This is a genomic window from Balneola sp. EhC07 (assembly GCF_001650905.1).
Classification (GTDB): Bacteria; Bacteroidota; Rhodothermia; order Balneolales; family Balneolaceae; genus Balneola.
In genome coordinates, this window is sequence record NZ_LXYG01000019.1 from 189,400 (window position 1) to 203,014 (window position 13,615).

At 39.0% G+C, this 13,615-nt stretch carries 17 protein-coding genes; 15 read left to right on the top strand and 2 right to left on the bottom strand.

Annotation, left to right across the window (positions count from 1 at the left end; genetic code table 11):
• The first annotated feature begins 74 nt into the window (after positions 1-74).
• The 12 genes from A8B79_RS14060 to A8B79_RS14110 all read left to right on the top strand — a co-directional run bounded on the left by A8B79_RS14060 (position 75) and on the right by A8B79_RS14110 (position 7,343).
• On the top strand, positions 75-692 hold the full coding sequence (locus A8B79_RS14060) for an ABC transporter ATP-binding protein (protein ID WP_066223878.1): 618 nt from the start codon (positions 75-77) through the stop codon (positions 690-692).
• 130 nt (positions 693-822) lie between these two features.
• Entirely contained in the window at positions 823-1,926 is a 1,104-nt protein-coding gene (locus tag A8B79_RS14065; protein WP_066223880.1) for an aminopeptidase, read from the top strand.
• A gap of 1 nt (position 1,927) precedes the next feature.
• Positions 1,928-2,233 carry a hypothetical protein gene (locus tag A8B79_RS14070; protein ID WP_066223883.1) on the top strand — a complete coding sequence of 102 codons (306 nt, stop codon included), beginning with the start codon at positions 1,928-1,930 and terminating at the stop codon, positions 2,231-2,233.
• A 17-nt stretch (positions 2,234-2,250) separates the two neighbouring features.
• Positions 2,251-2,670, top strand: coding sequence for a response regulator transcription factor (locus A8B79_RS14075; RefSeq protein ID WP_066223885.1), 420 nt, complete (start codon positions 2,251-2,253; stop codon positions 2,668-2,670).
• A 303-nt stretch (positions 2,671-2,973) separates the two neighbouring features.
• Positions 2,974-3,456 carry an anthrone oxygenase family protein gene (locus A8B79_RS14080; protein ID WP_066223889.1) on the top strand — a complete coding sequence of 161 codons (483 nt, stop codon included), beginning with the start codon at positions 2,974-2,976 and terminating at the stop codon, positions 3,454-3,456.
• Between the two features lie 643 nt (positions 3,457-4,099).
• The gene (locus tag A8B79_RS14085) at positions 4,100-4,651 is read left to right on the top strand and encodes a DUF4199 domain-containing protein (protein WP_066223891.1); all 552 of its coding nucleotides are present in this window, start codon (positions 4,100-4,102) and stop codon (positions 4,649-4,651) included.
• A gap of 14 nt (positions 4,652-4,665) precedes the next feature.
• On the top strand, positions 4,666-5,121 hold the full coding sequence (locus A8B79_RS14090; RefSeq protein ID WP_066223893.1) for a DUF1801 domain-containing protein: 456 nt from the start codon (positions 4,666-4,668) through the stop codon (positions 5,119-5,121).
• A 3-nt stretch (positions 5,122-5,124) separates the two neighbouring features.
• Positions 5,125-5,751 carry a DUF6597 domain-containing transcriptional factor gene (locus tag A8B79_RS14095; RefSeq protein ID WP_066223894.1) on the top strand — a complete coding sequence of 209 codons (627 nt, stop codon included), beginning with the start codon at positions 5,125-5,127 and terminating at the stop codon, positions 5,749-5,751.
• The gene (locus A8B79_RS16405; RefSeq protein WP_442855502.1) at positions 5,741-5,938 is read left to right on the top strand and encodes an AraC family transcriptional regulator; all 198 of its coding nucleotides are present in this window, start codon (positions 5,741-5,743) and stop codon (positions 5,936-5,938) included. The genes A8B79_RS14095 and A8B79_RS16405 overlap by 11 nt, the downstream gene beginning before the upstream one ends.
• 73 nt (positions 5,939-6,011) lie before the next feature.
• The gene (locus tag A8B79_RS14100) at positions 6,012-6,482 is read left to right on the top strand and encodes a DUF6265 family protein (protein WP_082894195.1); all 471 of its coding nucleotides are present in this window, start codon (positions 6,012-6,014) and stop codon (positions 6,480-6,482) included.
• Positions 6,482-6,850 (top strand): VOC family protein, encoded by a 369-nt coding sequence (locus A8B79_RS14105; RefSeq protein WP_066223896.1) that lies wholly within the window; start codon positions 6,482-6,484, stop codon positions 6,848-6,850. Before A8B79_RS14100 ends, A8B79_RS14105 begins: the two co-directional genes overlap by 1 nt.
• A 64-nt stretch (positions 6,851-6,914) precedes the next feature.
• Positions 6,915-7,343: a VOC family protein gene (locus tag A8B79_RS14110; protein WP_066223898.1), complete on the top strand. Its 429-nt coding sequence runs from the start codon at positions 6,915-6,917 to the stop codon at positions 7,341-7,343.
• Positions 7,344-7,384: 41 nt separating this feature from the next.
• Here the strand turns inward: A8B79_RS14110 and A8B79_RS14115 are convergent, their stop codons facing one another.
• Positions 7,385-8,995, bottom strand: coding sequence for a M14 family metallopeptidase (locus A8B79_RS14115; RefSeq protein ID WP_161485177.1), 1,611 nt, complete (start codon positions 8,993-8,995; stop codon positions 7,385-7,387).
• A gap of 358 nt (positions 8,996-9,353) precedes the next feature.
• Between A8B79_RS14115 and A8B79_RS14120 the strand changes: the two genes are divergently transcribed.
• The 3 genes from A8B79_RS14120 to A8B79_RS14130 are packed head-to-tail and all read left to right on the top strand — an operon-like array spanning position 9,354 to position 10,235.
• Positions 9,354-9,641: a hypothetical protein gene (locus tag A8B79_RS14120; RefSeq protein WP_066223902.1), complete on the top strand. Its 288-nt coding sequence runs from the start codon at positions 9,354-9,356 to the stop codon at positions 9,639-9,641.
• Between the two features lie 58 nt (positions 9,642-9,699).
• Positions 9,700-9,936 carry a type II toxin-antitoxin system ParD family antitoxin gene (locus tag A8B79_RS14125; protein ID WP_066223905.1) on the top strand — a complete coding sequence of 79 codons (237 nt, stop codon included), beginning with the start codon at positions 9,700-9,702 and terminating at the stop codon, positions 9,934-9,936.
• Positions 9,933-10,235 carry a type II toxin-antitoxin system RelE/ParE family toxin gene (locus A8B79_RS14130; RefSeq protein WP_201118622.1) on the top strand — a complete coding sequence of 101 codons (303 nt, stop codon included), beginning with the start codon at positions 9,933-9,935 and terminating at the stop codon, positions 10,233-10,235. The genes A8B79_RS14125 and A8B79_RS14130 overlap by 4 nt, the downstream gene beginning before the upstream one ends.
• A 64-nt stretch (positions 10,236-10,299) precedes the next feature.
• On the opposite strand, the gene A8B79_RS14135 is transcribed toward A8B79_RS14130, so the two are convergent.
• Positions 10,300-13,578, bottom strand: coding sequence for an amidohydrolase family protein (locus A8B79_RS14135; protein ID WP_082894196.1), 3,279 nt, complete (start codon positions 13,576-13,578; stop codon positions 10,300-10,302).
• Positions 13,579-13,615 lie beyond the last annotated feature (37 nt).

Consider the following 13,615-nt stretch of genomic DNA (forward strand, 5'->3'; position numbering starts at 1 on the left):
CCTAGAAAGTGGCATTACAACACGAATCTTTCCATCATAGTATATTTTTGCATTATACTTTCTACCTTTAGCTCATGATTTCACTTTCGGTCACAGGTCTTACCAAAAAATATAATCGGAAAACGGTTTTTGAGGATGTTCAATTCGGGCATAATTCCGGGATTTTGGGTATTTCAGGCTCAAATGGAAGTGGAAAATCCACCTTGATGAAATGTCTGGCAGGATTACTCAGACCTAACTCAGGAACCATTGAGTGGAAACTGAACGGCGACCTGCTATCCCAAACCGAACTTAAAGATCACATCGGTTATGCTGCTCCGTATATCTCTTTGTATGAAGAACTTACTGTTCTGGAGAACCTGGAATTTCTTTCTGAAGTAAGTCAGCAACATCTGAACGAAGCGGACATTCAGCAATTACTCAGCAAAACAGAAACCGATTCTCTTAAAAACAAGTTCTACAAATCTCTTTCTACGGGACAACAGCAGCGTGTGAAACTGGCTTCTTCTCTGATCCGAGATCCTGAAGTGTTGTTTTGGGATGAACCCGGCTCCAATCTGGATTCAAGCGGACATGCTTTGGTTCAGCGTTTACTTCAAGAACAAAAAGAAAAAGGTTGCCTGATCTTTCTGGCTTCCAATGATCCTGATGAAATTGCTCTTTGTGACGAGGTTCTAGAACTTAGTATTTAGTACTTAGACTTTTAGTTATCCAAAGTATTGCAGAACAATTCTGTATTGAGCAACTACTATGTATTATCTCGTAATTATGATAACTTTGGTAACGCTAAGTACTAAATACTAAAATCTAACTGCTATAAAATTGATTTCACAAAAAGACCAGGACCTCGCAACACTTATTCTTGAACACAGCACTCAGCTTCAGAAAGGTGAGAATGTAATGGTTCAACTCATCGGCTTAAACGGAATTGATTTGTTAAGAGCTTTGGTGGAACAGATCCGTGATAAAGGTTCGCATCCCTTTGTACAAATTGAAGACACAGAAACGCAGCGCTTGTTAGTTGAAAAAGGTGATACCGGTTTTTGGCAGAATCAGGCTTCTGTGGACCAACTTCCGCTTATGAAGCAGATGGATGTGTTTATCGGAATTCGTGCTTCTGAGAATATCTATGAGAACTCTCAGGCAAGCAAAGAAGCAAATAAAGCATATTCAGAAAACTTCCTTAAGCCTGTTCATTTTGATGAAAGAGTGAACAACACTAAGTGGTGTATCATGCGCTATCCGTCTCCGGCTTTTGCGATGAATGCCAAACTTCCAACTCGTGAGTTCACCAAGTTTTATTACGATGCTTGTTTAGTTGATTATGCCAAGCTGAAATCAGCTATGGAGCCATTGGAAAAAAGATTACGCGCTACTGATGAAATTCATTTGAAAGGCGAGGGAACTGACATCAAGTTTTCGGTAAAAGGACAGAATTGGGTTCCTTGCTTTGGTGCTCACAACATTCCTGATGGAGAGATCTTTACTTCACCGATCCTCGATTCTGTAAACGGTCACATTACCTATGCTCCGTCTGTATATCAGGGAAAGCCGTTCGAGTTTGTGAAGCTGGTTGTAGAAAACGGTGTGGTTGTGGACTTTGATTCCTCCAACAATGACGCGTTGAAAGATATTTTAGACACCGATGAAGGCGCTCGTCGATTTGGTGAGTTCAGCTTTGGAACCAACCCGGTAATCGAAAAGCCGATGTACGATATTCTGTTCGATGAAAAGATCTATGGTTCCAATCATTTAACGCTTGGAAAAGATTATGAGATCGCACCAAACGGAAATTCTAGTAACATTCACTGGGATCTGGTTTGTATTGGTGCAGATGTATTTCTGGATGGAGAACTCATCCGTAAAGGAAGAAAATATGTAACAGATGATTTGAAAGGATTGAATCCGGAAGAGTTATTGAAGTAGTATGAAAACTCTAATTTTTATACCCCTAATTTTTTTAACCTTAAGCTGCGGTTCTAATATTGAAGAATCTTTGGTTTATTCCAGAGAAGGAATTATGGAATTTTCTGGCGAGCCAGCAGTTGATGGTTGTGGGTGGAATATAAAAACCAATAAAGGTGAAACATTTCACCCTGTCAATCTTACCAATAATTTTAAACGAGATAGTTTAGAAGTTGGTTTGTTACTAAAGCCTTTGGACGACAAATTCCTCTGCAGCTTCAATGTCTTTATCCCAAAGGTTGAAATCTTAAACATAGAAGAATTATAACGTGGACTTTTGAATAAATGAAAAAAACCATCCTCATATATGGTCTTTCATTAGCAGTACTCGTTTTCTTGTTGGAGTATTTCGAGTATCGGTATTTTGTGCATGAGTTATCTACCGAAGTTTTCGTTTTCCTTATTGCCCTTATTTTTACCGCACTAGGATTGTGGGCTGGGAAAAAGCTGACCAATCAAACCAAAATAGAATCTCCTCCCTTTGAGCAAAACGAAAAAGCCATCCGGTATTTAAAGATCAGTGAGCGGGAACTTGAAGTACTCGAATTGGTTGCTCAGGGATTATCTAATAAGCAGATCTCCGACAAACTCTTTGTCTCTGTGAACACAACCAAAACCCATCTCTCTCATCTCTACGAAAAACTGGACGTAAAACGCCGAACCCAAGCGGTAGAGAAAGCGAAGTCGTTGAAGATTATTGAGTGATTTCGGGTCATTCCGTCCGCCAGCTGGCGGATCGGAATCTTTGTGAGGTTTCTGCATCTGAATTTGCATAGAAAGGATTTCAAGCCCCACCACGAGATCCTGAAACAAGTTCAGGATGACGGGTCTTGGGTTACTATAAATAAACTTTAAAAATAGACCCCGACATTTTAACAAATATCGGTCATCTCGCGGCATATGCCCGAGATCTGCATTCACCTAAAATTCTAAACTTTATATACAGTTTAGATTTTTAAGACTATTAATACAGAATGTCATTGATCTTTCTTTTTTCTAAATTTGTTCATGGATCTTCTACAAATAACATTTATCACAGCAACAGTTCTATGTTCTTTAGTAGCCGGATTTCTGTTGGCTTTTTCTTTAGTCGTAATGCCTGGTATCAAAAACTTAGATGATCGTAATTTTTTGAAAGCCTTTCGGGAAATGGATCTCATCATCCAAAATAACAATCCGATCTTTATGATAGTTTGGGTGGGATCTGTTCTTTCAATTATTGCTTTGGTGATTCAGGGAGTACAAGTTTATGAGGGATATAAGCTTTTAGCTGTACTAGCGATCACGGTTTTCTCCCTTTTAGGCGTTCAACTTCCTACCGCTTCTATAAATATCCCTCTCAATAACAGAGTTCAAAAACTAGATCTTGAAACTCTAGACGAAGTTTCTCTAAAAATAGAGCGAGATCATTTTGAGAGAAGATGGAATCGATCGAATATAATCCGAACCATTTTTGCGGTTTTAACTTCGACTTTGCTTGTTGTTTTTTGATGCTTGAGATAAGAAAACTTAATATGGTCATTCCGAACTCGTTTCGGAATCTTTGCGAGGTTACTAACCTTATCTTTGCAGAGATAGTAATCAAAGCAGGGCTTTGCAGAAATAACCTAATCACTGGTTTAACGTTGTAAATAAGATTCCGGATTGCTCTGACCCACCCTTATTCCCTCCCTAACTTTAGGGAGGGAAACTCTTAAACTAGACTAGATACTAATATCAAAGTCCCCTTCCCTTATCGAAGGGAAGGGACAGGGATGGGTTTCTTTTAACTCCAATCGGGTCATTCCGAACTTGTTTCGGAATCTTTGTGAGGCTTCTGTTTCTGAACTTGCATAGAAGAGATTTCAAGCCCCACCACGAGATCCTGAAACAAGTTCAGGATGACGGGTCTTGGGTTACTATAAATAAACTTTAAAAATAGACCCCGACATTTTAACAAATATCGGTCATCTCGCGGCGTATGCCCGAGATCCGGATTTAGTTCGAGTTTACAGCTTTCATAACAATCCGGATTCAGTTTCCCAGAACTCCTCACCCATTCCTACGATTTTTGCAAAATCATACTTTCGGGTGATTACCGTTTTCTGTTAATTGCTTACTCTTTTGGTGTACATTAACTCCAACTAATCACATTATGAAAAAAATCATCCTTGTTTATGGTTCCATCACCGGAGCAGTTATCATTCTTAGCATGACTCTGGGAATCTATGTAGCCAAATATGGAGGCAACGCTTTCTTTTCTTCCGAAGCCCTTGGCTACTCAATCATGCTTATCGGTTTTTCGATGATCTTTGTCGCGACCAAGAAATACAGAGATGAAGATCTTGGCGGCATTATAAAATTCGGTACCGCTTTAAAGATAGGTCTGGGAATTTCATTGATGGCAGGTCTCGTGTATGTCATTGTTTGGGAAATCAATCTTTATCTGACTGATTATGAGTTCATTAGTGAATACACTGATTCTATTATTAATAGTGCCAGAGAGTCAGGAGCATCAGCTCAAGAACTGGAAGCAACTATTGAGCAAATGGAAGAAATGGAAAGAAAATATGATAATCCCTGGTACAGACTTCCTCTTACATTTACTGAAATATTTCCGGTTGGATTACTACTATCCCTGATCAGTGCAGCACTTTTTAGAAATCAAAATTTCCTCTCTTCCCAAAAAGAAGAAACAACAGCTTAAAAAATATTTATATCATGCAAAGCAAAGCATCTTCCCCTGACGAATACATCGCTGAACTTCCTGAAGAACGGGTTTCAGCTATGAAAAAACTTCGTAAAACCATAAATGATAATCTTCCCAAAGGCTTTGAGGAGACCATGAGTTATGGAATGATCGGCTATGTAGTTCCTCATTCCATTTATCCGGACGGTTATCATTGTTCTCCTGAATTGCCACTTCCATTTTTAAGTATTGCTTCGCAAAAGAACTTTGTCGGGCTATATCATATGGGTATTTATTCTGATGAAAAACTGTTGAATTGGTTTACTTCAGAATATCCTAATCATGTAAAAACGAAACTTGATATGGGAAAGAGCTGTATCCGTTTCAAAAAACCGGATCAAATTCCTTATGACTTAATTGCGGAATTGGTGCAAAAGATGTCGGTTCAGGATTGGATCGATAAATATGAATCTGCTGTAAAACGATAGTTTATGATGTACGAAAGAGTTTCTCCTTCATCTACTTTAAAAGACCTTATAGAATGCTATTGGGTGATTGAAGATGAAAGCAAAGAGATCCATCAGCAAAAAATAATCCCTGATGGATTTCCGGAGATCATCTTTCATTATGGCGATAATTACCGAATCAATATCAGCGGAGAATGGGAAACACAGTCAAAAGCTTTGTTAGCCGGACAGATCAAAAATCATTTTTATCTGGAAAACACCGGAACCACGGGGATGATCGGTATCAAGTTCAAGCCATATGCGTTGGCAGAATTGTTCTATCTAAACATGGATGAGTTTACTGATTCTGTAGTTGATTTGGATCTGATATTGAAAGAAGAGTTTGAGCCAATAAAAGGCTTAATGACAAAGAACTCAGATCATGAACTTAAAATCGTAGCTCTTAATACCTTTTTTCAAGAATTGATACCGGAATTAGCCCCTATTGAAAAAATTCGTTCTGCTATTGATTTGATCCTGGACTCCAATGCCTCTGTTCCTATAAGTGATATTTCAGCATCTGTTAATTTAAGTGAAAGACAATTAGAACGATTGTTTAAAAAGATATGCGGGATTATCGCCAAAATTCTATTGCAGGATCATCCGATTTAGCTACATTTTTGAATGTGTACAAAAAGACAATTCACAATGGAGTGAAATTGCACAACTGGCAGGATTTTATGATCAGTCCCATTTTATTAAAAACTTTCAGGAGTTTACCGGCGAAGATCCGTCTAATTATTTCTTTAATGAACTTAATATGGCAAACTTTTTTCTTAACAAGGAAGGTGCTTTATGATGTCGGTTTTATACAATACTCAGAAAAGAACCAGTGCTAACTTTCATAACTCATTAATCTTAAATATCGAATTATGAAAAAATTACTTTCTCTTGTTTTACTAATGATCTTCACAGGAATTGTACAACTAAATGCTCAAACTCCCGATCCTGCTCTTCCGGAATTAGCCTGGTTAACAGGATATTGGACTTCTACCGAAGACGGTACAACTATCGAAGAACTTTGGACGAATGGCTCAGGATATATGATGCTTGGCGTTCACAGAGATGTGTATGCAAACGGACGTTCTTCTTTCGAGTATCTCAGAATTATGAGAACCAGAGAAGGAATTGTATATGTCGCCAGTCCGGGAGGCAGAGCAGGCACTACCTTTACAATGACCGAAAATAAAGATCAGAAAGTTGTCTTCGAAAATCTTGAACATGACTTTCCCCAAAGAATAATCTACTCCAGATCCGGAGATACACTTACCGCTCGCATTGAAGATGAAAGTGGTGAAAAATCTATGGAATGGGTCTGGACTAAAACTAAACCCAAGTTCTAATGAGTACAGAATCAGTTAACCCAAATAATCATTCTCTTTCGCTTGCAGTGAAAGATATTCATGCCTCAAAAGCGTTTTACGAAAAACTCGGATTTACTCCTGTTGAAGGAACAGGACCGATCGAACATAATTGGATCATTATGGAAAATGGGCATTCTAAGATCGGTCTGTTTCAGGGAATGTTTGAGGAGAACATTATCACTTTTAATCCAACGGATGCACGATCGGAGTACAAGAAGCTTAAAGAAGATGATAACGTCAAATTCCTGATGGAATCGGAATCTTTACAGGAAGAAAAAGGACCGTGTCATTTTTGTATTGAAGATCCGGATGGGAATCAGATCTTGTTTGATCAGCATAATGACTAACCAACATCCAACATCCAACATCCAACATCCAACATCCAAAAATGAATATTTAATTTAGATTAATATGAAAAAAAGAGTGACAGGCATTGGCGGGGTTTTCTTGAAAGCAGAAGATCCGAAAGCAACGAATGAATGGTACGATAAGCATCTGGGAATTAAATCCGGACAGTGGGGTGGAACGTTCATTTGGCGACACGCTGAAGACAAAGAGAAAATGGGCTATACAGCATGGAGTATTTTCAAGAATGACACGACCTATACAAATCCTAGTAAGAAAGATGCTATGATCAACTATCGGGTGGAAGATCTGGAAGCTCTGCTCAAAGTTCTAAAAGAAGAAGGAGTGGAAATAGTAGGAGAAATGCAGGTCGAAGAATATGGAAAGTTTGGCTGGATCATGGACCCAAATGGTTACAAAATTGAACTCTGGGAACCCTTCGATGGACCGTATGAAGAAATGCTGAATGAGGAAGATGTAAATAAGATGAGCTAGATTTAGCTAATAGCTGTCAGCTAACAGCTATTAGCTTCTTCTCAAAAATATTTAAACACCGGATAGATCACATTCTTTTCATTTACTCCATTCTTCTCGAAATACTCATCAAAGAAGTTCCACGTAACTAAACCATCATCTGATTGAGGCTCCAACATATAAAAGATCAGATTGGTGAGCGGCTGAGCCATATCCACTAAAAAATCTCCTTCGTTTGCCATCTTGGTAGATTCTTTAAATTCGCCTTCAACTCTAGCCATATTGTGACCTTCAAATTGTCGCTGCGACTTTTCGAATTTTGTGATCTCAAAAACTTCCCCTTCGTATTCTTTTCGATTTTTGAGCTCTGAGACAATCACTCCCTGCTTTTTTAAATGATCTGCAATGGCTTTCATTTCTTTTGGGATGATATACCCTCTTGGTATCGTACTTTCAACTGTTGCTTCAAATTTGCTGTAATTCTGCACATCAGGAACTTCAATGATCTCCCCTGATCTGATGTAGCTTGTATCTCCTTCTGCTGTTACATAAGGAATGTAGTTGTAAGTTCGGAGCGTAAAAGTATCCTCAAGAGGAATCATACGAAATCGTACTCCCTTCTTTTTCTTTCCCGAATTATCCAATACATTTTGAATAGCTGACTGAGTTGCATTGTCATTGATCTGAGCAATTCGCTTTCCATTCTCATTGGTATACTCCAGAATTTCCGTCACGAAAGCTTTGGTTGAGTTCATTCTTTCGTACAATCTCTCGTGAGCAAATGCTTCACTTAAAATCCCGATCTTATTTCTCAACCCCATTTGATTCACCAAATATCTTGGATGATGATTGTATGTGTACAAAGCTTTAGGTGGCCATCCTTGTCGTAAGCTGTAACCACCATAAGGACCTAAATACACGTCGTACTCTTCTTTAACCTTTTGTGTAACCTCAGGCAGTAATTCATTCCAGGTAAGATCATAAGGAGCTTTTTCTCCCGCAGAGTGATAACTCGGAGCCCAGGTCAACGAATAGCCATGCCATGTTCCGTTTGTAGTATGCAGATCTACAAATATTTCAGGATCCCATTTTACAATCACATTTTGGATCATCGCGTTGGTTTCGAGTGCTTCCATTTTCATTCCATCTCTGTTCAGATCCCAACCCTGACTGTTTGCACGAATTCCTGTTTTCTGTGGACTACCTTCCTGTGACCTTCTTACTTGCACATCCATTTTATCGTTGGAATCTGTGTTGTAGATCGGGGCAAAAACAATGATCTGATTCTCCAGCAGGTACTTTTTATCGCCAAGAAGAATTTCCCTCATCAGGATCTGAAGAATTTCTTTTCCTTCTACTTCTCCGGAATGAATATTTCCCTGAATATACATCACCGGCTTTCCGGATTGCTCTGCTTCTTCCGGAGTAGAAACTTTTGGATCTGCCATCACAACTACAGGAATATCCTTTCCTTCTAAACTCTTCCCCATATATTCCAGATGCATCAGATCTGTTTTAGGTTGAAGTGCTTTGATGAATTTCATTACATCTGCATAGGTAGACGTTTCCTGATAATTGGTTTTCTCAGGAGTGGTTATCAATTCAGCCGGCCATTGAGCATACACAGAAGTTGATAAAATCGATAAGAAAGTGACCAGTAAAAGCTTTTTCATAACAAGTATTTTTTGTGCAGTTGATGATACCAAATTGAATTGAATTCTCATTAGAGCATTTCGAATTTTTACTTATAACTTTGCTTTTCCTAACCTCCCCAATTCCTACTCATATTTTACTACCCAGATAGCTCGCCCCTCCTTTCAAAAGGAGGGGAATTTCTAAACATATTCAAATTCTTGATCAACGAGTCCTTCCCCTTATTCAAGGGGAAGACAGATGGGGTCAAAATATTTCGATCTTAACAGGAGACTGCTTCGTCACATACGTTCCTCGCAGATGGATATACATCACAAATGAAACCAATACGAAAACTATCCGTGTTATTACAGTCACTGTTAGTTAAATGGGGAGATCATGAAAAACTCAAAAGCCTTCTTTTTCACCGGATCAGTTCTGCTGTTCTTTTGGATCATCGGGGGATTTAGTCCTTACATAGGTTGGGAAGCCAGACTTTTTAAAATACTTTTAACAGCCATTCTTGGTTTTGTCGCCTGGAAACTCAAAAACTCTGAAAATCCTAAGTACAAAAAAAGTGCGTTGATCATTGTTTTGCTACTGGCAACTGCTACCGCATATGCTGAGCCGTATGTAAGTCATGCCGTATTTGGTCATCACCATCATCATTTCTTTTGCGGGAAGTAAATTTATCCATATTTGCTAAATATGGATAAATAAAATACATTTATAGAAAAATGATTTTATGAATGTCAGTTTTACAAACAAACAAGAGAAATATATTGCCGATCAGATAGATTCAGGTGATTTTCAAAATGCCAGTGAAGTAGTTCGAGACGCTTTAAGATTGCATCAATTCTATCGGCATAAAATTTTGGACGATCTTAAATCAGCAATTGAGCAAGGCTGGGAAGGTCCGGCGAGTACCAGAACAGTTCAGGATATTCTACAATCTAAAAAACTTCAGAAAGCTACTGAGTGAATTCTAAGATCAAATCTTACGAGCTTTCTTTAGCAGCAGATTCTGATATTGAAAAAATATTCGATTATACAGAACAAGAATTCGGCTTTGATCAAGCTCTAAAGTACATCTCGGAACTTGATAATATTTTTACCGATTTAGTTAACTCCCCAGAGCTAGGGAGAAAACGTGATGAAATTAAATTCGGATTGAGAAGTATTGTTCAGGAATCACATGTCATATTTTATCGTGTATTGGAAGATAGAATCAGGATAGTTCGTATTCTTCATGTAAGCAGAGATATAAAAAACTTTTTGTAGCTAATGCCTTATTCCACTTTTGTCCTAAAGAAAATAGGAGCCTGTAACAGGCTCCTTAATTCTTCTATTTATTTCTATCCCAATAGTCCATGGGAATAGAATCTGATTTTAAAGCATCTTCATCAACCCAATAATATGGGCCATACTTTTTCTTTTCAGGCCATACTTCGTTAAGAGTCGCTGCTTCATATAGTTTTCCATCTTTCATCACATACATCATATCAAGTGTGTTCTCGATATCATCTAAAGGATTGGAATTGATCACCAACAGATCAGCAATTTTCCCTTCTTCCAATGACCCTAGGTCATCCTGCATACCTAAGAAATAGGCTCCGTGAAAAGTCGCGACCCGAATGGCTTGGAGATTACTCATCCCTGCCGCGGTCATCCAAAGTTCCCAATGACTTGAAATACCATGTATTTGACCGTGAGATCCAATAGCTCCATAACCACCTGCTTCAATTACATCTTTCAATGATTCTGCAATTAACGGGAATCCATAATCAGATTCAGGGCGTAACATGCGTCTTCTTGTGTGCGGAAGTAATTGTCTCCAGGGAAGAAAACGCTGCATCTTCTCATTCTTCCAAACATCCTCTCTCTGATAATAGTATTCCTCATTCCAAGGCCCCATTCCACCTACCATAAATGTTGGTGAATACACCATTTTCGCCTTCCCGAAAAACATAGATGCATCTTTATAAATAATACCGTAGCTCATTGGGTGTTCAAATGCAGTGTGTCCGTCCAGTGTAAGGCCTAGATTATACATAAGATCACTTCCTTCTGTAGTAACCATTAAACCTTCTCTTCGGGCTATATCAGTAACCCATTGCCGCTGGTCTCGACGTGGTTGCAGATACTGCTTTAAAGAAACCGCCCCAAAGGATTTCAATCTTTCGATATTTTCCTCCGCTACTTCATAACTGGATAATTCATTTTGATTCGTTCCGTCACCTCGATATAAGGGATCTCCTGTGCTGAAAGTTCTGGGACCTAAAATTTCTCCTGCATCGATTAATTCTGCGGTTGGAAACACATTATGAGACCACATGGAATTGTCTAAATTAGTGGTTACTCCAAACGCCAGATAAATAGCTGTTTCAAAGTTTTTCTTTGGCATAATCCCACGATACTCACGATAATGATGCGCGTGCATATCAATAAGACCGGGCATAATGGTTTTTCCGGAGGCATCTATAACTTCATCCACTCCTGAAGTATCGCAATCTCCTACACAGGTTATTCTACCATCTACAGCAACTATACTTCCTGATTCAATCACATCATCATTTTCATTTACAGTGATGATCCTTGCATTTGTTATAGCGATCGAGCCTGAAGCTTTATCTTTTTTCACTATTAGATTGATCGAAATGCTATCTGTTTTTTCTGAAACCAGATCATACTTATACATCCTATCAGCACTTCCAAAAGTCACTTCATTTTCGCTGAGCCAGGTTGGGAAAAATCCCCCGGTTTTCGATAATTGCTTCACCGGAAATTTTCCATTCTTTTTGTTGATGTTGATACTTTCATTATTAGTTCTCAAGTACGGTAGTGGCATTAAGTAAACATTCATTCCCTCTGTGATTGCTACGTGATTGCCGTCAGGAGAAAGCATAATTTCATCTCCATCTTCAATAGACACATGAACTATTTCATCTGACCCATCTTTTCGGACAGATTTAAGAGCATAATCTCCATCTTCCGGCTCCTGAAAAAAGATCCTGTTTTCGGGACCGTAAAATGGTCGGGCCAGCTGAGAACGTGATCCGCCACCTGTTTCAATTCTGATAATTTGCCTCGCATCACTTCCTTTCGAATTTACTTCAACTATATCATACCACGAATTCCATGCCCAGGTTCTTCCCCGGTTTGTAGTACCTGATCCTTTTATTGCTACTACTTTTGAACCATCTTCGCTCCAGTTCGGATGAAGGTATTCGCCGGGCTCTTTAGTTAGTTTTGTTAATCTTGAATTCCTGACTTCAGCTTTCCATAATTCACCTCCATCAGTATCATGCCAACTTGAAAACGCGATAAATTTACTATCCGGCGACCAACTTGGTGCAAATTCAAAAGGCTCAAAGTCTTTGGTTAAACGTTTTGGAGTACCATTCGGAACTTCCATCACCCAAATTCTGCCTATAGCCTGAAATGTCGCCTTTTTACCATCAGGCGAAAGTGCGTACCATCTTAAAAATCTTGCTTTGAACTCATCGAAAGGAACTTCAAACTTATGATAAGCTTGTTCTGAGATAGTACGATGGATATCTGCTTCAAACGATATTGTTTCTACCTGTCCTGACTCAACATTAAGCTTTCTGATCTTTCCACCCTGAGAGATAAAGATATGTTTGCTGTCGCTCGTCCAGCTATAACCCGGAAGAACACGAAGAACTTTAATGGTTTCCGTCATATCTATGTCGATAGGATCCATTATAATTCGCTCCGATCCGGTATGAAGATCCCGCAACCAAAGTGCTGTTCTTGGACCAAATTCATGTCCTCTGTAATTAATGGTACCACTTGGTATTTGACGAGCAAAAGCTAAATATCTGCCATCCGGTGAAACTTCTCCGGCATAACCACCACCACTAGAGCTTCTGATCTGTTGTCCGGCGACACCATTTGTGATTTCGATCACATCTCCGGTTTTAAGATCTTTTCTGCGAAGTTGATTATATCCTTTCAAAGCGTCGTTCAAACCAACCCCTTGTCGTGGACCAACTGTTTCATAGTAATACAGATAAGAATCCACATCAGATACGGAAGGCCAACTTCCATTTGCTACTTCAATTCCCTGACCGCCATCTTTATGATACATCCATATTCCGCTTCCACCGCCTGAAAGACTTTGTCTTCTCACTAAGATATATTCACCGTCATTTGTCCACTCGGGTGTTACTGCCCGAACCATTCCCTCTTTAAAAACCTGTTTAGGATTAGATCCGTCCGCATCCATGATCCAAAGATTACTTTGACCCGAACGATCTGAAATAAAAGCAATTTGTGAGCCATCAGGTGAGATGGCAGGATGGAAATTAAGAGCAATTCCGGAACTGTCCGTCAGGTTTTCAGCTTTTCCGCCATCTGCCGAGATTCTGTAAATATGCCCCATCAGATCAAAATAGAGCCATTTATTATCCGGTGAAATATCCAGCGTCATCCAGGTACCTTCATCTGTTGTGAATGAAATTTCTCTGGTTTCGCCTCTTGGCTCGGTAACATCCCACTTTTCTTTTTCTTTGCTTTTATCCTGTCCTATTAACTGTGTCGGGATCGCTATCAGAAATGCAAAAATAGCCGTACCCAATAATCTCATATTGCTCTTATTCATAGTACACCATGTTGTTAGTAAATAGTTAGTAGCTCTA

Coding starts and splice junctions, on each gene's coding strand:
- A8B79_RS14060 (WP_066223878.1), top strand. CDS start 75: ATGATTTCACTTTCGGTCACAGGTCTTACCAAAAAATATAATCGGAAA.
- A8B79_RS14070 (WP_066223883.1), top strand. CDS start 1,928: ATGAAAACTCTAATTTTTATACCCCTAATTTTTTTAACCTTAAGCTGC.
- A8B79_RS14075 (WP_066223885.1), top strand. CDS start 2,251: ATGAAAAAAACCATCCTCATATATGGTCTTTCATTAGCAGTACTCGTT.
- A8B79_RS14080 (WP_066223889.1), top strand. CDS start 2,974: ATGGATCTTCTACAAATAACATTTATCACAGCAACAGTTCTATGTTCT.
- A8B79_RS14085 (WP_066223891.1), top strand. CDS start 4,100: ATGAAAAAAATCATCCTTGTTTATGGTTCCATCACCGGAGCAGTTATC.
- A8B79_RS14090 (WP_066223893.1), top strand. CDS start 4,666: ATGCAAAGCAAAGCATCTTCCCCTGACGAATACATCGCTGAACTTCCT.
- A8B79_RS14095 (WP_066223894.1), top strand. CDS start 5,125: ATGATGTACGAAAGAGTTTCTCCTTCATCTACTTTAAAAGACCTTATA.
- A8B79_RS14100 (WP_082894195.1), top strand. CDS start 6,012: ATGAAAAAATTACTTTCTCTTGTTTTACTAATGATCTTCACAGGAATT.
- A8B79_RS14105 (WP_066223896.1), top strand. CDS start 6,482: ATGAGTACAGAATCAGTTAACCCAAATAATCATTCTCTTTCGCTTGCA.
- A8B79_RS14110 (WP_066223898.1), top strand. CDS start 6,915: ATGAAAAAAAGAGTGACAGGCATTGGCGGGGTTTTCTTGAAAGCAGAA.
- A8B79_RS14115 (WP_161485177.1), bottom strand. CDS start 8,995: ATGAAAAAGCTTTTACTGGTCACTTTCTTATCGATTTTATCAACTTCT.
- A8B79_RS14120 (WP_066223902.1), top strand. CDS start 9,354: ATGAAAAACTCAAAAGCCTTCTTTTTCACCGGATCAGTTCTGCTGTTC.
- A8B79_RS14125 (WP_066223905.1), top strand. CDS start 9,700: ATGAATGTCAGTTTTACAAACAAACAAGAGAAATATATTGCCGATCAG.
- A8B79_RS14135 (WP_082894196.1), bottom strand. CDS start 13,578: ATGAATAAGAGCAATATGAGATTATTGGGTACGGCTATTTTTGCATTT.